Here is a 20735-nt window from a genome sequence, read left to right as displayed (position 1 = left end):
AACCTACACCGTCAGTGCCGCCGACGTCGGGCGCACCGGAGCCGGCAACGCGCCGGTCCCGCCCAGGTAGGAGTGGATCGCCGAGGCCGCCGCGCGCCCCTCGGCGATCGCCCACACGATGAGCGATGCGCCCCGGTGCGCGTCCCCGGCCACGAACACGCCGTCGGTGCCCGTCTGCCAGTCGTCGCCTGCCGGGAAGCGCCCGCCCTCGGCGAGCCCCAGCGGGGAGTCGGTGCCGGCGAAGCCGATCGCGAGGAGGACCAGGTCGGCGGGCAGTACCCGCGAGGTGCCGGGCACCGGGGTGGCCACCCGGTTGACGACGGTCACCTCGTCGATCCGCACGCCGGTGACCTGACCGTCGGCGCCCTCGAACTCCGAGACCGCAACCCCGAAGGCGCGCTCGCCGCCCTCCTCGTGCGCCGCGTAGTCGCGCAGCAGCCAGGGCCACGTGGGCCACGGGTCGCGGTCGCCGTCGCGGCTGGTGGGCGGCACCGGGTACCGGTCGAGCTGGGTCACGGAGGCCGCGCCCTGCCGGTGGGCGACGCCCAGGCAGTCAGCGGCCGTGTCGCCGCCGCCGATGATGACGACGTGCTTGCCGGCCGCGTCGATGACCGGCTGTTCGCCGAACGCGATCCACCGGTTGGCCTCGACGAGGTGTTCCATGGCCTGGTGCACGCCGGCCAGGTGCCGGCCGGGGGTGTCGACCTCGCGGCCGGCGAGGGCCCCGACGGCGAGCAGGACGGCGTCGAAGGACTCCCGGAGCGCGGCCAGGTCGGTGACGTTGACACCGCACTCGAAGACCACGCCCTCAAGACGGAGCTGGTCGAGCCGGGCGTCGAGGACGGTCTTCTCCAGCTTGAAGTCCGGGATGCCGTAGCGGAGCAGGCCGCCGGGGGCGTCGTCGCGTTCGAAGACGGTCACGGCGTGCCCGGCCCGGACCAGCTGCTGCGCCGCGGCGAGCCCGGCGGGGCCGGAGCCGACGACCGCGATCCGCCGGCCGGTGGCCGGGGCGACGACACCGGGGGCCAGGGACGCCCGGTCCCCGATCGCCTGCTCGACCTGCTTGATCGTGACCGCGTCGGACGCGATGCCGAGCACGCAGGCCGCCTCGCACGGGGCGGGGCACAGCCGGCCGGTGAACTCCGGGAAGTTGTTCGTGGCGTACAGCTGCTCGGCCGCGGCGTCGTACCGGCCGGTGCGGACCAGGTCGTTCCAGTCCGGGATCCGGTTGCCGAGCGGGCAGCCGTCGTGGCAGAACGGGATGCCGCAGTCCATGCACCGCGACGCCTGGTTCTTCAGCAGCTCGTCGGACGCGGGCAGATAGACCTCGCGCCAGTCGGAGATCCGGACCGGCACCGGCCGGCGGGGAGCCGTCTGGCGGCCGTGGGTGAGGAAGCCCTTCGGATCAGGCATGGACGACCTGCCTCTCTGCAACCACGGCCAGCGCCGCCTTGTACTCCCGGGACATCACCTGGGTGAACCGCGCCGGGTCCCACTCGGACAGCAGGAGCGCCGCCGTGGTGGAGCCGGTCAGTTCGAGGTGCTGGGCGACGATGCCCTTCAGAGCCGCTGGATCCGCGACCGGCTCCAGGTCGACCAGCTCGCGGTTGACCATGACCGGGTCGAGGTCGAGCACGTACGCGACGCCGCCGGACATGCCGGCCGCGAAGTTGCGCCCGGTCCGGCCGAGGACGACGACGGTGCCGCCGGTCATGTACTCGCAGCCGTGGTCCCCCACGCCCTCCACGACGCCGAGCGCCCCGGAGTTGCGGACGGCGAACCGCTCGCCGACCTGGCCGGAGGCGTGGAAGGAGCCGGAGGTGGCGCCGTACAGGATGGTGTTGCCGGCGATGACCTGCTGGGACGCCGCGAACCGGGCGGACACGAACGGCCGGAGCACGATCCGGCCACCCGACAGGCCCTTGGCGACGTAGTCGTTGGCGTCGCCGTAGAGCCGCAGGGTGACGCCGCGCGGCAGGAACGCGCCGAGCGACTGCCCGGCGGTGCCCCGCAGGGTGATGTCGATCGTGCCGTCGGGCAGGCCCGCGCCGCCGGCGTGCCGGGTGACGGCGGAACCGAGCAGGGTGCCGACCGACCGGTCGGTGTTGTGCACGTCGAGGGTGGCGCGCAGCGGCCGGCCGGGGGTCCACCGGGACACGAGGTCCAGGTCGATCTTCGACAGGTCGTGGCTCTGGGTGGTGGTGCGCCGCCGGGCGGAGTCCACGTCCGGCATGTGCAGCACCGGAGCCAGGTCGAGGTCGCCGGAGGTCTGCCGGAGCAGCTCGACGCGACCGACGGCCTCGTCGATCGTCCGGAGCCCGAGGGCCGCGAGGTAGCCCCGCACCTCCTCGGCCAGGAACAGGAAGAAGTTCTCCACGAACTCGGGCTTTCCGGTGTACCGCTCGCGCAGCACCGGGTCCTGGGTGGCGATGCCCACCGGGCAGGTGTCGAGGTGGCAGACCCGCATCATCACGCAGCCCTGCACGATCAGCGGCGCGGTGGCGAAGCCGAACTCCTCGGCCCCGAGCAGCGCGGCCACGATCACGTCCCGGCCGGTCTTGAGCTGGCCGTCGACCTGCACCGTGACCCGCTCGCGCAGGCCGTTGAGCAGCAGGGTCTGCTGGGCCTCGGCGAGCCCGAGCTCCCAGGGGGCGCCGGCGTGCTTGAGGGAGTTCATCGGCGAGGCGCCGGTACCGCCGTCGTGGCCCGAGATCAGGATGACGTCGGCCTTGGTCTTGGCCACGCCGGCCGCGACGGTGCCCACGCCGACCTCGGACACCAGCTTGACGTGGATGCGGGCCGCGTCGTTGGCGTTCTTCAGGTCGTGGATGAGCTGGGCGAGGTCCTCGATCGAGTAGATGTCGTGGTGCGGCGGCGGCGAGATCAGCCCGACGCCGGGCGTGGAGTGCCGGGTCTTGGCGACCCAGGGCCACACCTTGTTGCCGGGCAGCTGGCCGCCCTCGCCGGGCTTGGCGCCCTGGGCCATCTTGATCTGGATGTCGTCGGCGTTGACCAGGTACTCGCTGGTCACCCCGAACCGGCCCGACGCGACCTGCTTGACGGCGCTGCGCCGCGCGGGGTCGTAGAGCCGCTCAGGGTCCTCGCCGCCCTCGCCGGTGTTGGACTTCGCGCCGAGGCGGTTCATCGCGATCGCCAGGTCGGTGTGCGCCTCGGCGCTGATCGAGCCGTAGGACATCGCGCCGGTGTTGAACCGCTTGACGATCTCCGACGCGGGCTCGACCTCGTCGAGGGGCACCGGCGACGTGTCGGCGAAGCCCAGCAGTCCGCGCAGGGAACCGCTGTCGGCCGTCAGACCATCGACCTTTTCCGTGTACTTGCGGAACACGTCGAACTGCTTCGACCGCGTCGCGTGCTGGAGCAGGAACACGGTCTCCGGGTTGAAGAGGTGCACCTCCCCGTCGCGCCGGTACTGGTACTCCCCGCCCGTGCCCAGCTCGCTCGCCCCGCCGTACGCCGCCGCGTGCCGCTGGGCGACCGCGTCGGCCACGCCGTCGAGCCCGATGCCGCCGAGCCGGGCGGTGGTGCCGGCGAAGTAGCGCCCGACCAGCTCGGTGGACAGGCCGATGGCCTCGAAGACCTGGGCGCCGCAGTACGAGCTGACCGTGGAGATGCCCATCTTCGACATCACCTTGAGGACGCCCTTGCCGAGCGCCTTGACGTAGTTGCGCACCGCCTTGGCCGGGGCGAGGTCGAGCCCACCGGTGCTGATCAGGTCCTCGACGGACTCCAGGGCGAGGTACGGGTTGACCGCCGCCGCCCCGTACCCGATGAGCAGCGCGACGTGGTGCACGGCCCGGCAGTCGCCCGACTCGACGACCAGGGAGGTCATCGTGCGGGTCTGCTCGCGGACCAGGTGCTGGTGCACGGCGGCCGTGAGCAGCAGCGACGGGATCGGTGCCAGGTCGGCGGTGGAGTCGCGGTCGGACAGCACGAGGATCCGCACGCCGTCGGCGATCGCCTCGGACACGTGCCGGCAGATCTCGGTGATCCGGGCCTTCATGCCGGCCGCGCCGTCGGCGACCCGGTACAGCCCGGAGACCCGCACGGCCTGGAAGCCGGGCAGGTTGCCGTCCTCGTCGATCGACAGGATCTTGGCCAGCTCGTCGTTGTCGATCACCGGGTAGGGCAGGGTGATCTGCCGGCAGCTCGCCGGGCCCGGGTCGAGCAGGTTGTGCTCCGGCCCGATCGTGGTCGCGACGCTGGTGACCAGCTCCTCGCGGATCGCGTCCAGCGGCGGGTTGGTGACCTGCGCGAACAGCTGGCTGAAGTAGTCGTACAGCAGCCGGGGGCGCTTGGACAGCGCGGCGATCGGCGTGTCGGTACCCATCGAACCGAGGGGCTCCGCGCCGGACACGGCCATCGGGGCGAGCAGCAGGCGCAGCTCCTCGGCCGTGTAGCCGAACGTCTGCTGCCGGCGGAGCACCGAGGCGTGGGTGTAGACGATGTGCTCGCGCTCCGGCAAGGTCTCCAGGTGCATCAGCCCGGCGTGCAGCCAGTCGGCGTAGGGCTGCTCGGCGGCCAGCTCCGCCTTGACCTCGTCGTCGGACACGATGGCGTGCGCGGCGGTGTCGACCAGGAACATCCGGCCCGGCTGGAGCCGGCCCTTGGCGATCACTGTCGCCGGGTCCAGGTCCACGACGCCGGCCTCGCTGGCGAGGATGACCAGGTCGTCGGACGTGCGCCACCAGCGCGCCGGCCGCAGCCCGTTGCGGTCGAGGACGGCCCCGATCCGGGTGCCGTCGGTGAACGCGACGCAGGCCGGCCCGTCCCATGGCTCCATCAGCGAACCGTGGAACTGGTAGAACGCCCGCTTGGCGGGGTCCATGTCCGGGTCGTTCTCCCATGCCTCGGGCACCATCATCAGCACCGCGTGCGGCAGGCTCCGCCCGGACAGGTGCAGCAGTTCGAGGACCTCGTCGAAGGTCGCGGAGTCGCTGGCCCCGGGCGTGGTGATCGGGAACAGCCGCTTGATCCGGCCGGGCAGCACGTCGCTGTCCAGCAGGGCCTCGCGGGCGGCCATCCAGTTCCGGTTGCCCTTGATCGTGTTGATCTCCCCGTTGTGCGCCACCAGCCGGTACGGGTGCGCCAGCGGCCACGACGGGAACGTGTTGGTGGAGAACCTGCTGTGCACCAGGGCGAGGGCGCTGACGATCCGGGGGTCGGACAGCTCCGGGAAGAAGGTGCCGAGCTGCGCCGGGGTGAGCATGCCCTTGTACACGATCGTCCGGGTGGACAGCGACGGGAAGTACAGGGGCGCGCCGCGTTCGCGGGACTCGCGTTCGGCCTGCTTGCGGACGCAGTACACGACCCGCTCGAGGTCCATGCCGCTCTTGCCCTCGTCGGAGGCGAGGAAGACCTGCCGGATGACGGGCATCGCGTCGACGGCGTCCTCGCCGAGGCCGGTCTCGTCGATCGGGACGTCGCGCCAGCCGAGGATGTGGGCGTGCTCGGCGATCGCGTACTTCTCCAGCACCCGGGTGTCGTCCGACTCCATGAACACGAGGCCGGTGGCGTAGTGGCCGGCCGGGGGCAGGTCGAAGTCGACCGTGGCCCGGTAGTACGCGTCCGGGATCTGGATCATGATGCCCGCACCGTCGCCCGTACCGGGATCCGCGCCCTGCGCGCCCCGGTGCTCCATGCGGACCAGGGCGGACAACCCCTTGCTGACCACATCGTGGGATGCGCCACGCAGATCCGCCACGAAGGCGACGCCACAGGCATCGTGTTCGTTGGCGGGATCGTAAAGGCCCTGGAGTGCGGGGATGCGGGAACCAGGCATCGAGCCTCCTGACGCGGTCGCATGGTGGCGGGACAGCGTCGGCCCGATAGGTGGAACTGAGTGTACGCGACGGAACGCGCCTAGCAGTACACCCGTCTTGTGATCAAAGTAACGACCGGATGAATGAGTGCATTCAGAATAGTCGAGACAACAGCTCGCTGCCCAGATACGCCAGCGGGACGCCCGCGACCAGGCCGGCCCCGAAGAAGGCCCAGGCCCGCCCGGGCACCTGCTCGCCGGGCGTGCGGATCCAGTGGTCGACCTGGGAGACGACGAGCAGGAGCGCCGCGGAGAAGACGACGAGGACGAGCACCCCGACCGCGAACCGGCCCCACCACGGCAGGTCGTCCGGGAGCAGTCGGGCGAGCATCCAGGCGAGGACGAGGGCCGGCACGTAGAACACGAAGGCGGCGCCACAGCCTGCGGTACGGCCGCCGAGGTTCGCACCGGCGGGCATCATGGCTGAAGCGTACCCTCGCAGGTCACTCTGGGTGATGTCGGAAATCTGTCGGGGCACGAGGTTTAAGACGGGGTCCTGCCGAGCAGACGGTGAACGGCGGTGCCGCCGGGTCACCGGTCAGCTCGCCGTCACGAAATAGACCCGGACCTTGACGTACGGCTGCGGAATGTCGAAGCCCTTCGCCACGATCACGACGTAGGACACCCGCCGGTCGTTACCGTTCACGCCCTCGGCCCGGCAGAACGTCGTCCCCGTCGGCACCTGTTCGAGCTTGAAGGCGAGCTGGTGCACGGTCGCCGCCCGGCACCCGGAATGGCTCGTGTCGTCGGTGTCGGCCGCCTCGTAGTAGTTCAACTGGTGGTTGCCGTCGTCGTAGGAGATGTCGCCGCCCCCGCCGTTGGCGAGCTGGTTGGCCCAGCCGCCGGCGAAGGACACCCCGTCGCGGTCGAAGAGGGTGAACTCCGTCGCCGCCGTGGTCACGAACGGCGTCGGGGTCGGCCGCGGGGGTGCCGGCGGCGTGGTGGGCGCGACCGTGGGCGCGGTGGTGCGCTTGGCCGGGTCCCCCTGGGTGCCACCACCGCCTCCGCCTCCGCCTCCGCCGGTGCTCGGGGACGTGGCCGGTCCCGGCTGCGGGACAGGGCTGCTGACCTGGGGGCCCGGCTGCCGGGCGTCCGGCGCGCCGCCGTCGTGCCGGATCAGCAACGGCACCAGCACCGCCCCGACGAGCGCGAGAGTCAGCAGCACGACCAGGCTGTACAGCGTCCGGCGTTCGGCGCGCCCCGGCCGGGCCGGCACCGGGAACTCGATCGTGTCCTGCTCACCGATCGGCGTCGGCTTGCGCTCCACCAGCGCGTAGATCCCGCCGATCACGCCGACGACGCCGTAGATCGAGCCGAGGACGCCGGACAGTTTCTCGGACCGTTCGAGCCCGACCAGGTAGAACGTGACGGCCAGCCCGAGCATGGCCACGATGAGGAGCACGAGCAGAATCCGCTGGTTCCGCGTCATGCCGTCCATCGTCGGGCCCGCGACAGCAGCCCGCAGTCAGCTGCCCGACCATCCTCAAGGGACCCAGATCAAACCCATCATATGATTACGGTGGGCTGTGCCCCGCCAGCGCCGGCCCTCTGACCTGGGGCTCTCCGGGGTCACCCGCGGAGCCGACCACCCTTGGCCCCGGCGAGGAACGCCCCCCAGTCCCCGGCCCCGAAGACGAGCACCGGCCCGCCCACGTCCTTACTGTCCCGCACAGCGACATGCTCCGCGAGAACAGTCGCCTCGACACAACTCCCGTTGTTGGCGCTCCGGCTGCTCTTGAACCAACGTGCGTGGGACAGGTCAATCGTTGACATCGATAGCTCCGGGCTAGGCCGCGCTGACCAGCCCCTTGATCAACGCGAGTGATTCGGCAGGCGACAGGGCCACTTGGCGTAGCGTGTCAGCCACCATCGTATACGTGGTCACCAAGTCAGGCTCGTGGATGTAACACGCGCCATCGAGCAACTCCACGTAGACAACCGGCCGAGTCTCCGGCAACTTGAGCGCCATGAACTGGCCCACCGCCAAAGCGCCGTGCGAGCCGCCTTCCGGGCGGATCACCTGGATCGCCACGTTGGGCTGCTGAGCCATCCGGATCAGATGCTCAAGTTGGTGACGCCGAGCTGGCTCATCGCCCACGCTGAGCCCGAGTGCCGCCTCTCCGATCACAACATGCAGATCGAGCGGCTCATGCGCGGTTAGCCTGGCCGCCCGCTCCCGGCGGAAGGACACGACCCGCTCCCGGCGGTCCGGCCGAACGATGACAGCCGCCTGGGTCAACGCCAACGCATAGTCCTCCGTTTGCAGTAGCCCCGGAATCACCAACGGCTCGAATAGGAACTCCCGCTCCGCCATCCCTTCCAGCCCGACCATGGTTCGCATCCACTCGGGGATCGCGCTCTCCCAGGGTGCCCACCACGTTCGGGCGTTGGCATGGCCGGCCAGCGCCGCAACCCGCGCGATGTCCTCCGACGGCACCCCGTAGGCCCCAAGCACAGTGGAGATGTCGTCGGCATGCTGGCGGTACAAGCCGGTTTCCATGTGGCCCAGTTTCGGTCGGCCGATGCCGGTAGCCGCCGACACCTGCGCCAGGGACAACCCAGCGTCCCTCCGGTGCCGGGCCAGTTCGACGCCGATCAGCCAGCGCATCGCTGCGGGGTCTGGACGCATGCTCATATCTGCGGATAGTGCCACCGTCGCGACGCGCCGCCTAGCAACCCCGCACATCATGTCCGAAACCTGACACATTCCCACGCCGCTAGAAATCTAGTGATCTCACCATGCTCTGTGCTCTATTGGAGACAGCCCAGTCACACCACGTATTCGGGAGGTTGCTGTGGAGTTGTGGACCGATGAGGAGTTCGACTCGCTGCTGGAGACGATGGCGCACGAGGGCGCGCCGCGCCGGTTCGCCCTCTGCCAGGTGCGGGGCGACCGCGAGGACGGCCGGGTCTACGCGTACGGGATGCAGTTCGACGACCATGCCGTGGTCCGGAGGTTCGAGGAAGGCGCGCTGGCCGACATCATGCAGTCGGCGGAGAGCGCCCGCCGGATGTGGTCGCGGATCGGCCAGTTCCGCCTGGTGTGGATCGACCCGGCACCCGAACCGACCGAGGACGACGAGGACCCGGCCGACGACGACCCCGACGAGGACGCCTGACCAGCGCCACCCGAAGACCCACTTGGCAACTGGGGATCCGCCGAAAAGGAGGTGCTCCGTGACTCAGCCCGGCTACGACTGGAAGATGCCGGACGCATGGACGGAGGAAACGATCGCGGCGCTCCCCGACGACGGTCATCGCTACGAGATCTTCGACGGAAGCCTGGTCATCTCAGCGCCGGGCGACGAATCGCACCCGGGCATCCAGGGCAACCTGTATGCCCGGCTCTGGAACGCGGCCCCGGAAGGCTGGCGGATCCGGACCGACCTGGGGCTCCGGCTGCCGAGCGCCAACCTGACCCCCGACATCGTGGTTCTCAAACCGGACGCTGTCCGGGGTGAGGAGTGGACCCCGGTCGCCGGTGCCGCGCTGGTCGTGGAGATCGCGTCCCGGTCGACCCAGATGAACGACCGGACCAGCAAGCCGGCGTTCTACGCCGAGGCCGGCATCCCGGCGTACTGGCGGATCGACCGCGAGGGCAACCTGCACGTCTACGAGCTCATCAACGAGGGCCGCTACACGATCACGGCGACGGTCCCGCCCGGCGAGCGCTGGTCGACCCGCTACCCGTTCCCGTTCGCCCTCGACCCGGCCGAGCTGTCCGACCGACCCGATCCGGCTGATCTTCATGCGCCCGGGCAGTTCGGGCTCCCCGGCCGCATGAAGATCACGCTGGCGACTCCTTGCCGAGGGCCGGCGCTGGCCGGGGCGGGGCCACTCGTAACCGTCAAAAGGTCTTAGCGCAGGAACGGCTTCCGGCGGCGGGTCTGCCACAGGTAGGCCGGGTTGTTGCGGAAGTACCGCCGCCAGAGGCGCTTGGGCTCCTTGGTGAGCCGGAACGCCCACTCCAGGCCGCGCTTCTGGATCCAGGCCGGCGCCTGCGGCACGAGCCCGGCGTGGAAGTCGAACGCCGCCCCCACCCCGAACAGCGCCGGCGCGTCGAGCCGCCCGACGTGCGCGGACATCCAGCGCTCCTGCTTGGGCGTGGACAGCCCGACCCACACCAGCTCGGCCCCGGACGAGTTGATCTCGCGGACGATCGCCTCGTCCTCCTCGGTCGTCAGCGGCCGGAACGGCGGGGAGTGCATCCCGACGATCTTCAGCCCGGGAAACCGCTCCTGGAGCTTGGCGGCGAGCAGCTCGGGCACGCCGTCGTTGCCGCCGTAGAGGTAGGAGCCCCAGCCGCGCTCGGCGGCCAACTCCAGGACCCGGAGCATGAGGTCGGGGCCATAGACCCGGGTCATCCAGTCGGCGCCCGCCTGGTGGCCGGCCCACACCATGGGCATGCCGTCCGGGGTGGTCAGGCCCGACTCGTTGTGGATCCGCAGCAGGTCGGGGTCGCGCTGGGACTCCATCACGCCGTGCACGCCGGTGACGCACACGTAGTGCCGCTCGCGGTGGTCCACCCAGCGGGTGACCTCCTCGACGGCCATGTCCATGTTGACGGCGGACACGCCCACGCCGAGGACGTCGACCCGCTGGATGTCGCCCATCAGTTGGTGTACGCCAGACCGGCGGCCTTGGCCTTGGCCTGCTCGAGGATCCACGCGTACGTCCGGGCGATGCCGTCGCGCAGCCGCGTCGAGGGCTCCCAGCCGAACTCCTTGAGGATCAGCGTGTTGTCGCTGTTGCGGCCACGGACGCCGAGCGCGCCGGGGACGTGCTTGTAGCTGATCTCGACGCCGGCGATGTCGGCCACCAGCGCGTACAGCTGGTTGATCGTGACGACCTCGGAGGAGCCCACGTTGATCGGCTCGTCGAAGTCGCCCCGGGTGACCCGGAGGATGCCGTCGACGCAGTCGTCCACGTACGTGAAGGAGCGGGTCTGCAGGCCGTCGCCCCAGATCTCGATCTCGTGGTTGCCGGTCAGCACGGCGTGCGCGACCTTGCGGCACGCGGCGGCGGGGGCCTTCTCGCGGCCGCCGTCCCAGGTGCCGTTGGGGCCGTAGATGTTGTGGAAGCGGGCGATCCGGGTGGCGATGCCGTAGTCCTCGCGGAAGTGCCGGGCGAGGCGCTCGGAGAACAGCTTCTCCCAGCCGTACCCGTCCTCGGGCATCGCCGGGTAGGCGTCCTCCTCCTTCAGCGCGACGATGTCGGCGTCGGTCTGCTTGTCGGCGGCGTAGACGCAGGCCGAGGAGGAGTAGAAGAACCGGTCGACGCCGGCCTCCTTGGCGGCCATCAGCACGTGGGTGCTGGTCAGCACCGACAGCATGCAGGCGGCCTTGTTGTTCTCGATGAAGCCCATGCCGCCCATGTCGGCGGCCAGGTTGAAGACCTCGCCGGCCCCGCCGTCGAGCACCGAGCGGGCCTCGCCCAGCAGGGAGACGTCGGCGACGACCTCCTCGGCGGTGTCGAGCCGCTGGTACCACTCGTTGAGCGGTTTGATGTCCACGGCCCGGACGGTCTTGCCCTCCGCCAGGAGTGCCTTGGTGAGGTGTCCGCCGATGAACCCGCCGGCCCCGGTGACTACCGCGTCGATCTTCGCCATGCTTGAGGGTCTCCCATTCTTGTCCGCTCGACCCAGGATACTCGCGCTACTTCTGGTGAGTTTTGTCCCCGTTTGGTGCTGGCTTTTCGGTGCTCTCGTCCGCCTCGGCCTCCGTGTCCGGCTCTTCGGCCGGCCCGGCTTCCGCGTCCGGTCCAGCTTCGTCGGCCGGCTCCGCGATGACCTCGACGTCCGCCTCGACCTCCGACGCCGTCTCCGGTTCCGGCTCCCAGTCGAGGGGTACCGGCGTGAGCACGCCCTCGATCGCCACCAGCTTCTCCTGCGGCTTGCCCCGCTTCGCTACGAAGTAGGCCAGCGCGCCGAGGAACACCACGATCGACGTCCACACGTTGATCCGCACGCCGAGGAACTCGTTGGCGGGGTCGGTGCGCATCGCCTCGATCCAGACCCGGCCGGCGGTGTAGCCCATCACGTACAGGGCGAAGGCGCGGCCCCAGCCGAGCTTGAACCGCCGCTCGGCCCAGAGCACCAGGCCGGCGACGCCGATGTTCCACACGGCCTCGTAGAGGAACGTGGGGTGGTACAGGCCGTCCTTGAGCAGCGGCTGGCCGTCCGGGCCGGTCTGCGCGCGGCCGTTCGTGGAATCCCAGTCGTGCACCTGGAGGCCCCACGGCAGCGTCGTCGGGCCGCCGTACAGCTCGTTGTTGAACCAGTTGCCGAACCGGCCGACCGCCTGCGCGACGGGCAGCCCGGGCGCGAGGGCGTCGGCGACCATCCGCAGCGGCAGTTTCAGCTGCCGGCACGCGATCCACGCGCCCAGGGCCCCACCGGCGACGCCGCCCCAGATCCCGAGGCCGCCCTCCCAGATGTAGAAGGCCTTGATCGCGTGGCCGCCCTCGCCGAAGTACGCCTGCGGCGAGGTGATCACGTGGTAGAGCCGGGCGCCGACGATGCCGAACGGCACCGCCCACACCGCGACGTCGAGCACCGCGTACTTCGGCGCGCCGCGGCGCCGCATCCGGGTCTCGGTGATCCAGCAGGCCACGACGATGCCGAGCACGATGCAGAGCGCGTAGCCCCGGATCGGGATGCCGAGCACGTGCCAGACGCCTACCGAAGGGCTGGGGATCGATGCCAGATTCACCCGCGCACCTTACCCCGCACCCGCGCGTCTGGCGAGATCAGCGTGCCGGCCGTGGCGTCGCCGGATGGTTGCCGGCGTTCACCAGTTCCTTCACCGCGTCCTTCGGGCTCTTCTGGGTCACCAGGCCCTCGCCGACGAGCACGGCGTCGGCGCCGGCCGAGGCGTACCGGATCAGGTCGTGCGGCCCCCGCACCCCCGACTCGGCGATCTTGACGACGTTGTTCGGCAACCCGGGCGCGATCCGCTCGAACGTCGACCGGTCGACCTCGAGGGTCTTCAGGTTGCGCGCGTTCACGCCGATCAGCCGGGCGCCGGCCTCCAGGGCGATGTCGGCCTCGTCCTCGTCGTGCACCTCGACCAGAGCCGCCATGCCCAGGGACTCGATGCGCTCGAGCAACCCGACCAGCACGTTCTTCTCCAGGGCCGCGACGATCAGGAGCACCATGTCCGCGCCGTACGCGCGGGCCTCGTGCACCTGGTAGCTCGACACCACGAAGTCCTTGCGCAGCACCGGCACGTTCACCGCCGCACGGACCGCCGCGAGGTCGTCGAGGCTGCCGCCGAACCAGCGGCCCTCGGTGAGGACGCTGATCACCCGCGCCCCGCCCGCCGCGTACTCCGCCGCCAGCTCCGCCGGGTCGGGGATGTCCGCGAGGGCACCCTTCGACGGCGAGGAGCGCTTCACCTCCGCGATCACTCCCACGCCCGGGGCACGGAGTGCCGCGTACGCGTCCAGAGCCGGCCGCGCTGCCGCCGCCCGCTCCTTGACCAGCTCCAACGGAACCTGCTGTTGACGGGCCGCGACATCTTCGCGAACTCCAGCCAAAATTTCGTCCAGCACACTCACCGCGGACTCCCCTCTCCGGGCGCCATGCGGCCGATCGTAGGGCCAGGAACTCAGCCGCCCGGACCCGGGGTATGTCCCACCTCTCGCCACGGAATCGTGCATAATGCGCGACCTCTCGACGACTCGGGCGTTAACCCGGATTCTTTTCACCGCCATGTCAGGATATGTGGTGCCCATCCGGTCGGGTGGGGTCCTCCCCCCGATCCAGCGCCGACCACATGTCGTCTTTCTGCTCGGATCCGCGCTCGTAGCGCGCGCCCATGGTCGGCCAGCCCGCGCCGAACCGGACGGCCACCACGCCGGCGGCGCACAGCACCAGGCCGGACAGGGCGTTGCCGGCGGGCAGGAGGAGCCGGGCGGCGCCCTCGGCCGCCAGGCCGTACCCAGAGGCCGCCAGGACGCCCAGACCGGCCAGGACCAGGAGCACGCCCACCAGGCGGCGTCCGAGGCCCCTGGTGGCCAGCAGGGCGCCCGCGCCGGCCATCGCCACGACGGCGGCGGCGGTCAGCCACGGCGTGTTCTGCGCCCCGGAGTGCGCGACCCGCTCGACGGGCAGCGGGTCCGGGCGGTGGACCAGCTCGATCAGCCAGGGGCGGGTGCCGAGCCAGAGGGCCAGGCCGGCGGCGGCGAGAACGGCCACGACGGCGGAGCCCAGACCCCGCCCGCCGGAGAACCGACTGCCCTCGGGGCCGGGCCGGGAGTCGGCCGGGTCGGAGGTCCGCTTCGCCATCAGCCTGTCCCCTGCCACCCGTCGGCGACCCGCGCGCCGGCCGGCGGGGCGGCCCTCGCGTGGGCCGGGAGCGTCGCGCGCGCCGGGCGCAGGGTGCCCGCCGAGGCGATCGCCGAGAGCACCGCCGCCGCCTTGTTCCGGGTCTCCAGGTCCTCGGTCGCCGGGTCGGAGTCGGCGACCACGCCGGCCCCGGCCTGCACGTACGCCCGGCCGTCGCGGATCAGCGCCGTGCGGATCGCGATCGCCATGTCCAGGTCCCCGGCGAAGTCGACGTAGCCGACCGTGCCGCCGTACAGGCCGCGGCGGGTCGGCTCCAGCTCCTCGATGATCTCCATGGCGCGGACCTTCGGCGCGCCCGACAGCGTGCCGGCCGGGAAGGTCGCGGTCAGCGCGTCCAGGGCCGTGCGGTCCGGCTCCAACTCGCCGACGACCGTGGAGACGATGTGCATGACGTGGCTGTACCGCTCGACCTGGAAGAACTCCGGCACGTGCACGCTGCCGGGCACGCAGACCCTGCCGAGGTCGTTGCGGCCCAGGTCGACGAGCATCACGTGCTCGGCGCGCTCCTTCGGGTCGGCCAGCAGCTCGTGGGCGAGCGCCGCGTCCTCCTCCGGCGTCGCGCCGCGCGGCCGGGTGCCCGCGATCGGGTGCAGCAGGGCCCGGCGGCCGGTGACCTTGACGTGCGCCTCCGGGGAGGAGCCGACGATGTCGACGTCGTCGAACCGCAGCAGGTACATGTACGGGCTCGGGTTCGTGGCCCGCAGTACCCGGTAGATGTCCAGCGGGTCGGCGTCGGTGTCGGTCTCGAACCGCTGCGAGGGCACGATCTGGAAGCACTCGCCGGCCCGGATCGCCTCCTTGGCCACCTCGACGGCCTTGCCGTAACCACCCTCGGGGGTACGTCCGACGACGTGCTCGGCCGGCATCCTCGTCATGGTGGCGACCATCGGCGGAGTGGGCTGGGCGAGCGCGGTCGCCATCTCGTCGAGCCGGCGGACGGCGTCGGCGTAGAAGTGACCCCCGGAGGCCCCCGTCTCCGGGAGGATGGCATTGGAGATCAACAGGACCGAGCCGTCCAGGTGGTCGAGGACCGCCAGGTCGGTGGCCAGCAGCATGCCCAACTCCGGCAGGTGCAGGTCGTCCTCGGCGATCACCGGCAGCTTCTCGATCCGGCGCACGATGTCGTACGCCAGGTAGCCGACCAGGCCGCCCGTGAGGCTCGGCAGGCCCTCCACCCGGGGCGAGGCCAGCAGCTCGGCCGTGGCCCGCAGCATCTCCAGCGGGTCGCCCCCGGTCGGCACCCCGGCGGGCGGGTCGCCCAGCCACACGCCGCGCCCGTCGCGCTCGGTGAGGGTGGCACACGACCGGACCCCGATGAAGCTGTACCGGGACCACACGCCGCCGGCCTCCGCCGACTCGAGGAGGAAAGTCCCCGGCCCGCCGGCCAGCTTGCGGTACATCCCGACAGGGGTCTCCGCGTCGGCCAGCAGCCGGCGGGTCACCGGCACCACCCGGCGGCCGGCGGCCAGTGCGTGGAACGTCGCCTCGTCCGGGAGGATCTCGCCGGTGGTCATGCCAGCTCCAGGGGAGTGAAGAAGCAGCTCGGTGCGCCCGTGTGGCAGGCGGGACCGGTCTGGTCCACCCGCAGGAGCAGCGCGTCGCCGTCGCAGTCGAGGTGCACGGACAGCACCCGCTGGACATGACCGGACGTGTCGCCCTTGACCCAGTATTCCCCCCGGCTGCGCGACCAGTACGTCGCCCGGCCGGTGGCCAGCGTGCGGCGCAGCGCCTCGTCGTCCATCCAGGCGAGCATCAGCACCTCGCCGGTGTCGTGCTGCTGGGCGATGACGGCCACCAGACCGTCGGCGTCGCGTTTCAGTCGGGCGGCGATCTCGGGTGCCAGAGTCTCGGTCACGAGGAGTGATTCTTCCTGATGTCGTAGCGGTACGTGCCCCAGCGGGCCAGGAACGGCCGGGTGCGCCGCTCCGCGCCCAGCCGGTCGAGCAGATCGACCGTGAGCCGGCCGATCGCCGACTGGGCCCGTTTGCCGGCCAGCACGCCGGAGGACCGCAGCTCGAACCGGCCGTACGCCCCCGCGTCGACCCGCAGCCAGCGGGCGGCCCCGAACGGGTCGGAGAACGCGTCGATCCGCACGACCGCGTCCACGGGCAGCCGGAGCTCCTGCCAGTCCTGGCGGCGGGACCGGGCGCGCACGAGCAGGGTGGCCCCGCCGACGGTGACCTCGACGTCGGACAGCACGGTCCGGCGCAGCCAGAACACGCCGCCGACGACGCCGACGAGCAGGACGGTCAGGTACAGGAACGGCGCGCCGACCGCGAACCGGCGGGCGACGGCGTTGCCGATCAGGCCGAGGGTGGCGGTCAGCACCAACATGCCGAGCAGCCCGAACCCGAGCCCGGCGACGATCGAACCGGACAGGGTGGTGGTCCGCAGCTGGTACCGCTGGGCCTGGGCCGGCGGCGGCCCCGGGCGGCGCGGCCGGCCCCGGGCCCGGTCGAGGGCCCAGCCGACGGTGTGCGCGAGGGCGTAGCCCGCCACGGCCCCGGCCCAGCCCCACCACGGGCCGACCAGGGCGGCACCGGCGGCGACGCCGGCCCCGACCAGGCCGAGCATGCCGGCCACCCGGACAGGCGCCTTGCTCCACCAGGCCATGTCACTCCCCTATCGCCGTCGCCAACATATCCGCGACGGCGGAGGGGTGCTCGTCGCGCCCCCTCCCGAGTGCGCCCGGCTGACACCGGTGCCGAGGGAGGCGGACGAGCGTCGGCTGCCGGGTCGGGGACGCGGCGTAACCGAAAGTGGTGGTTGATCTTTGCTTTTGTGCTAAGGCCGGTGGCCCGCTGAGGGCGGGGAGGCGCTCTGCTGTCTGGCGCGCCTCCGGCACGACCGCGAAGGTTCCGGCATACCGGTGTTGTATGCCGGGTTCCTGACAACGCACGCATCGTCGCCCTCAGCGGGCCGGCACCACCTAGCGGGTCTGTTCCAGCCAGGAGGCATAGAGCTTGGCGTAGACGGAATCCGTTTCCGCGACCAACGTGGCGTGCGGGCCGCGTTGGACGATCCGGCCGGCGTCGAAGACGATCACCTCGTCGGCGGCCTGGGCCGTGGACAGCCGGTGCGCGATCGCGACCGTGGTCCGGCCCCGGGTGACCGCGTCGAGGGTGCGGGCGAGGCGGACCTCGGTGGCCGGGTCCACGGCGCTGGTCGCCTCGTCGAGGACCAGCAGGTCGGGGTCGGCGACGTAGGCGCGGGCCAGGGCCACGAGCTGGCGTTCGCCGACGCTGAGCGCCTCGCCGCGCTCCCCGACCGGGGTGGCCAGGCCCTGGGGCAGGCCGGCGACCCAGTCGGCGAGCCCCAGGCCCTCGAACGCCGCCAGGAGCTCGGCGTCGGTCAGGTCGGGGCGGGCGAACCGGACGTTCTCGGCCACCGTGGCGTCGAACAGGAAGCCGTCCTGCGGCACCATGACCACCCGGCTGCGCAGGGACACGAAGCTGACCTCGTCGAGCGGCTCGCCGCCGAGCTGGACGGTGCCGGCCGTCGGGTCCATCAGCCGGGTGAGCAGCTTCGCGAAGGTGGTCTTGCCGGAGCCGGTCTCGCCGACCACGGCGATCTTCATCTGGGCCGGGATCACGACGTCCACATCGGACAGCACGTCGGGACCGCCCGGGTAGTTGAACCGGACCCCGTCGAACTGGACGCCCAGCGGGCCCGCCGGCAGCGCCCGGCCCGGCACCGGGTCGGCCACGTCGGGCGCGACGTCGAGGACGTCGAGGACCCGGCGCCAGCCGGCGATCGCGTTCTGGGCATCGTTGAGGATCTCGGTGGCCATCTGCACCGGCTGCACGAACAGCGCCACGAGGAACATGAACGCTGTCAGCTCGCCGACGCTGAGGTCGCCGCCGAGGCCGAGCCACACGCCGAGCAGGACCACGCCGGCGTTGACCAGGCCGGCGGCCAGCTCTCCCAGGGAGAAGATCCCGACCGACGTGCGCAGTCCCCGGTACTGGGCGACCCGGTACTCCTCCACCGCCGTGTCGAGCCGGCCGGCGGTGCGCTCGTGCACCCCGTACGCGCGGATGACGCTCGCGCCGACCACGCTCTCGGCCACCACGCCGAGCAGGGTGCCGACCTTGACCCGGGCCACGCCGTACGCCGTCGCCAGCCGCTTCTGGAAGTGCCGGATCACGAAGGCCAGCGGGCCGAACGCCGCCCAGACGACGAGGGTGAGCTGCCAGGAGTACACCGACATGATCACGGTGGCGACGAGCAGCTGGCCGAAGCTGATGATCAGCAGCATCCCGCCGAACTGGAGGAACTGGCTGATCGTGTCGATGTCGCTGGTCACCCGGGACACGAGCGAGCCGCGCCGCTCGGTCTGCTGGTGCAGGGTCGACAGGTCGTGGATGTGCCGGAAGGTGCGCACCCGCAGCCCCGCCAGGGCCCGCTCGCTGACCGTGAACAGCCGGACGTTCATGAAGTAACCGCACGTCACGGTCACGGTCAGCATCGCGATCGTCAGGGTGACGATGGTGGCGATGGCGTGCATGTCCGGCACGCCGGACGCGGTGCGCAGCCCCTTGTCGATGCCCTGCTGCACGGCCACCGGGACCGCGATCTTGCCGGCGGTCGCGACGACGGCGAGGCACAGGGTGCCGACCAGGCCGGTGCGCAGCTCTGGCGACAGGGACAGGCCCCGGCGCATGGTGCCGTAGGTCGACTCCTCGATAACGGCGGCCGTCACGCGTCCTCCAGCTCTTTCTCTGCTTCTTGCTGCTCGTAGGCCGTCACCAGGTCGATGTAGCCGGGCACCTCCGCGAGCAGTTCCTCATGCGTACCGGTCGCCACCACCCGGCCCTGCTCGACGTAGACCACCTGGTCGGCGAGGGCGATGGTGGCCCTGCGGTACGCCACGACCAGCACGCTCGCCGACGAACCGCGCACCCCGGCGAGCACGGCGGCCTCGACCCGGGGGTCGACGGCGCTGGTCGCGTCGTCCAGGACCAGCAGCCGGGGGCCGCCGGCCAGGGCCCGGGACAGGGTGAGCCGCTGGCGCTGGCCGCCGGACAGGCTCGTGCCGCGCTCCCCGACCCGGGTGTCGAGGCCCTCGTCGAGCTTGCGGACGAAGCCGGACGCCTGGGCCAGGTCGAGCGCCGCCCAGACGGCGTCGTCGTCGAGCCCCTCGCGGCCGAGCGTGATGTTGCCCCGGACCGAGTCGTCGAACACGAACGGCAGCTGCGGGACCAGGCCGACGGTCGCGGCGAGGGCCGCGCCGCTGAGCTGGCGGGCGTCCACGCCGTCGATGCTGATCCGGCCGGCGTTCGGGTCGACCAGCCGGGCGGCCAGGGAGGCGATGGTCGACTTGCCGGCCCCGGTCGGGCCGACCAGGGCCACGGTCCGGCCGGCCGGGACCGTGAAGGACACGTCGGCGAGAACCTGGGTGTCGTCGTAGGAGAAGTCCACGCCGGCGAACTCCAGGACGGCGGGACCGGCGTCCCGCAGCGGGGTCGTGCCGTACTCCATGTCCCCGGACGCCGTGATCACGTTCTGCAACCTGTCCCAGCCGGCGACGCTGCGGGGCAGCTCGCCGAGCACCCAGCCGATCGCCCGGACCGGGAACGCCAGGATCGTGAACAGGAACGCCACGGCCACCACGTCGGCGACCGTGACCGCGCCGGCCGACAGCCGCCACGCGCCCACGACCAGCACCGCGAGAGTGCCGAGCTGGGGCAGGGCGTCCATCGCCGGGTCGAACGCGCCCCGGATCCGGCCGACCCTCACCATGGCGTCGCGCAGCTCGTTGGCCCGCTGCTCGAACCGCAGGGTCTCGGCCTCCTCGCGGCCCATCGTCTTGACGACCAGGGCCCCGTCGAAGCTCTCGTGCGCGATCTCGCTGACCTCGGACCGCAGCTGCTGGGCACGGGTGATGTTCGGGGACATCCTCCGGGAGTAGATGACGTTGAGGCTGAACACCGCCGGGAAGACCACGAGGCTGACCAGCGCGAGGACCCAGTCCACGGCGAACAGCGACGCGACGGCGCCGACCAGCATCACCAGGGTGCCCACGGCCATCGGGAACGGCGCGATCGGCGACCAGGCGGCGTCCACGTCTGCGTTCGCGTTGGACAGCAGGGTGCCGGTGGGGTGCTTGGAGTGCCAGGCCAGCGGCAGCTGCAGATAGCGGCTGGTGACCTTGCGCCGGTACCGGGCCTGGAGGTGAAACTGCATCGCCCCGGCCCCCAGCCGCCGGCCCAGGATGCCGAGCACCTTGACCAGGGAGACGGCGAGGATCGCCCCGGCTCCCAGGGCGAGGGAACCAGTGGTCGTGTGCCCCGAGTCGAACGCGGGGACGACGATGTCGCCGACCACCCGGCCCACCACGTACGCGCTGGCCACCGTCGTCAGTCCGAACACACAACTACCGGCCACCGCGATCGCGAACCGACCTGGTTCGTCACGGATGGCCTGGCCGAGCACCCACATTCCGCGGCCCAGAACACCATTGTCCATGTCAGCTCAACTTCCGTTCTTGGTCCTTACAAGTTCTAGCCGTTGAACGTGACGAACGCATCTCGAATGCGATCTAGATCA

The 20735-nt window shown here is 71.3% G+C and carries 17 protein-coding genes and 1 pseudogene; 2 read left to right on the top strand and 16 right to left on the bottom strand.

The annotated features are described in order from the left end of the window. Positions 1-3 precede the first annotated feature (3 nt). From IW245_RS36830 to IW245_RS36805, 6 genes are all read right to left on the bottom strand, one after another. Positions 4-1413 (bottom strand): glutamate synthase subunit beta, encoded by a 1410-nt coding sequence (locus IW245_RS36830; protein ID WP_197007690.1) that lies wholly within the window; start codon positions 1411-1413, stop codon positions 4-6. Next, positions 1406-5800, bottom strand: a complete 4395-nt coding sequence (gene gltB / locus IW245_RS36825) for a glutamate synthase large subunit (protein WP_197007689.1) — start codon at positions 5798-5800, stop codon at positions 1406-1408. Before gltB ends, IW245_RS36830 begins: the two co-directional genes overlap by 8 nt. Positions 5801-5933: 133 nt before the next feature. Beyond that, positions 5934-6260 carry an FtsB/FtsL family cell division protein gene (locus IW245_RS36820; protein ID WP_197007688.1) on the bottom strand — a complete coding sequence of 109 codons (327 nt, stop codon included), beginning with the start codon at positions 6258-6260 and terminating at the stop codon, positions 5934-5936. A gap of 117 nt (positions 6261-6377) precedes the next feature. Then, positions 6378-7268, bottom strand: coding sequence for a hypothetical protein (locus tag IW245_RS36815; RefSeq protein ID WP_197007687.1), 891 nt, complete (start codon positions 7266-7268; stop codon positions 6378-6380). A 140-nt stretch (positions 7269-7408) separates the two neighbouring features. After that, a complete protein-coding gene (locus IW245_RS36810; protein WP_197007686.1) occupies positions 7409-7612 on the bottom strand; it encodes a DUF397 domain-containing protein in 204 nt (67 codons plus the stop codon). A 13-nt stretch (positions 7613-7625) separates the two neighbouring features. Next, a complete protein-coding gene (locus IW245_RS36805) occupies positions 7626-8447 on the bottom strand; it encodes a helix-turn-helix domain-containing protein (RefSeq protein WP_197007685.1) in 822 nt (273 codons plus the stop codon). Positions 8448-8634: 187 nt separating this feature from the next. On the opposite strand from IW245_RS36805, the gene IW245_RS36800 reads away from it, so the two are divergent. Together IW245_RS36800 and IW245_RS36795 are read left to right on the top strand one after the other, a co-directional pair. Next, positions 8635-8958 (top strand): hypothetical protein, encoded by a 324-nt coding sequence (locus IW245_RS36800; protein ID WP_197007684.1) that lies wholly within the window; start codon positions 8635-8637, stop codon positions 8956-8958. A 58-nt stretch (positions 8959-9016) separates the two neighbouring features. Next, positions 9017-9700: a Uma2 family endonuclease gene (locus tag IW245_RS36795; protein ID WP_197007683.1), complete on the top strand. Its 684-nt coding sequence runs from the start codon at positions 9017-9019 to the stop codon at positions 9698-9700. Here IW245_RS36795 and IW245_RS36790 read toward each other — a convergent pair. The 10 genes and pseudogenes from IW245_RS36790 to IW245_RS36745 all read right to left on the bottom strand — a co-directional run bounded on the left by IW245_RS36790 (position 9697) and on the right by IW245_RS36745 (position 20654). Continuing rightward, on the bottom strand, positions 9697-10452 hold the full coding sequence (locus IW245_RS36790) for a WecB/TagA/CpsF family glycosyltransferase (RefSeq protein WP_197007682.1): 756 nt from the start codon (positions 10450-10452) through the stop codon (positions 9697-9699). The two genes, IW245_RS36795 and IW245_RS36790, sit on opposite strands and share 4 nt — an antisense overlap. After that, on the bottom strand, positions 10452-11447 hold the full coding sequence (locus tag IW245_RS36785) for an NAD-dependent epimerase/dehydratase family protein (RefSeq protein ID WP_197007681.1): 996 nt from the start codon (positions 11445-11447) through the stop codon (positions 10452-10454). The genes IW245_RS36790 and IW245_RS36785 overlap by 1 nt, the downstream gene beginning before the upstream one ends. 46 nt (positions 11448-11493) lie before the next feature. Beyond that, positions 11494-12549 carry a prolipoprotein diacylglyceryl transferase gene (gene lgt / locus IW245_RS36780; RefSeq protein ID WP_197007680.1) on the bottom strand — a complete coding sequence of 352 codons (1056 nt, stop codon included), beginning with the start codon at positions 12547-12549 and terminating at the stop codon, positions 11494-11496. A gap of 37 nt (positions 12550-12586) precedes the next feature. Further along, entirely contained in the window at positions 12587-13390 is an 804-nt protein-coding gene (gene trpC, locus IW245_RS36775; protein WP_197008877.1) for an indole-3-glycerol phosphate synthase TrpC, read from the bottom strand. A 163-nt stretch (positions 13391-13553) separates the two neighbouring features. Further along, positions 13554-14126, bottom strand: coding sequence for a Trp biosynthesis-associated membrane protein (locus IW245_RS36770; RefSeq protein ID WP_197007679.1), 573 nt, complete (start codon positions 14124-14126; stop codon positions 13554-13556). A 77-nt stretch (positions 14127-14203) separates the two neighbouring features. Continuing rightward, positions 14204-15700 (bottom strand): annotated as a pseudogene (locus tag IW245_RS36765) (anthranilate synthase component I); the annotation flags it as partial. Continuing rightward, on the bottom strand, positions 15697-16041 hold the full coding sequence (gene hisI, locus IW245_RS36760; RefSeq protein WP_233473182.1) for a phosphoribosyl-AMP cyclohydrolase: 345 nt from the start codon (positions 16039-16041) through the stop codon (positions 15697-15699). The gene hisI and the pseudogene IW245_RS36765, both read right to left, overlap by 4 nt. Continuing rightward, positions 16038-16799, bottom strand: coding sequence for a hypothetical protein (locus tag IW245_RS36755; RefSeq protein ID WP_197007677.1), 762 nt, complete (start codon positions 16797-16799; stop codon positions 16038-16040). Before IW245_RS36755 ends, hisI begins: the two co-directional genes overlap by 4 nt. Before the next feature lie 316 nt (positions 16800-17115). After that, complete coding sequence (locus IW245_RS36750) at positions 17116-18849, bottom strand: ABC transporter ATP-binding protein (protein ID WP_197008875.1); 1734 nt, start codon at positions 18847-18849, stop codon at positions 17116-17118. A gap of 35 nt (positions 18850-18884) precedes the next feature. Then, the gene (locus tag IW245_RS36745) at positions 18885-20654 is read right to left on the bottom strand and encodes an ABC transporter ATP-binding protein (protein ID WP_197007676.1); all 1770 of its coding nucleotides are present in this window, start codon (positions 20652-20654) and stop codon (positions 18885-18887) included. Between the last annotated feature and the right edge of the window lie 81 nt (positions 20655-20735).

Source organism: Longispora fulva (genome assembly GCF_015751905.1).
GTDB classification, from domain to species: Bacteria; Actinomycetota; Actinomycetes; order Mycobacteriales; family Micromonosporaceae; genus Longispora; species Longispora fulva.
The sequence above is the reverse complement of the archived record's forward strand: the minus strand, read 5'-3'. Positions and strand labels throughout refer to the sequence as shown.

Excerpts from the sequence above, each read along its gene's own strand:
- IW245_RS36790 (WP_197007682.1), bottom strand. The coding sequence starts at position 10,452 with ATGGGCGACATCCAGCGGGTCGACGTCCTCGGCGTGGGCGTGTCCGCC.
- IW245_RS36770 (WP_197007679.1), bottom strand. The coding sequence starts at position 14,126 with ATGGCGAAGCGGACCTCCGACCCGGCCGACTCCCGGCCCGGCCCCGAG.
- IW245_RS36785 (WP_197007681.1), bottom strand. The coding sequence starts at position 11,447 with ATGGCGAAGATCGACGCGGTAGTCACCGGGGCCGGCGGGTTCATCGGC.
- IW245_RS36750 (WP_197008875.1), bottom strand. The coding sequence starts at position 18,849 with ATGCGCCGGGGCCTGTCCCTGTCGCCAGAGCTGCGCACCGGCCTGGTC.
- gltB (WP_197007689.1), bottom strand. The coding sequence starts at position 5,800 with ATGCCTGGTTCCCGCATCCCCGCACTCCAGGGCCTTTACGATCCCGCC.
- IW245_RS36820 (WP_197007688.1), bottom strand. The coding sequence starts at position 6,260 with ATGATGCCCGCCGGTGCGAACCTCGGCGGCCGTACCGCAGGCTGTGGC.
- IW245_RS36755 (WP_197007677.1), bottom strand. The coding sequence starts at position 16,799 with ATGGCCTGGTGGAGCAAGGCGCCTGTCCGGGTGGCCGGCATGCTCGGC.
- IW245_RS36815 (WP_197007687.1), bottom strand. The coding sequence starts at position 7,268 with ATGACGCGGAACCAGCGGATTCTGCTCGTGCTCCTCATCGTGGCCATG.
- IW245_RS36830 (WP_197007690.1), bottom strand. The coding sequence starts at position 1,413 with ATGCCTGATCCGAAGGGCTTCCTCACCCACGGCCGCCAGACGGCTCCC.
- IW245_RS36810 (WP_197007686.1), bottom strand. The coding sequence starts at position 7,612 with ATGTCAACGATTGACCTGTCCCACGCACGTTGGTTCAAGAGCAGCCGG.
- IW245_RS36745 (WP_197007676.1), bottom strand. The coding sequence starts at position 20,654 with ATGGACAATGGTGTTCTGGGCCGCGGAATGTGGGTGCTCGGCCAGGCC.
- IW245_RS36805 (WP_197007685.1), bottom strand. The coding sequence starts at position 8,447 with ATGCGCTGGCTGATCGGCGTCGAACTGGCCCGGCACCGGAGGGACGCT.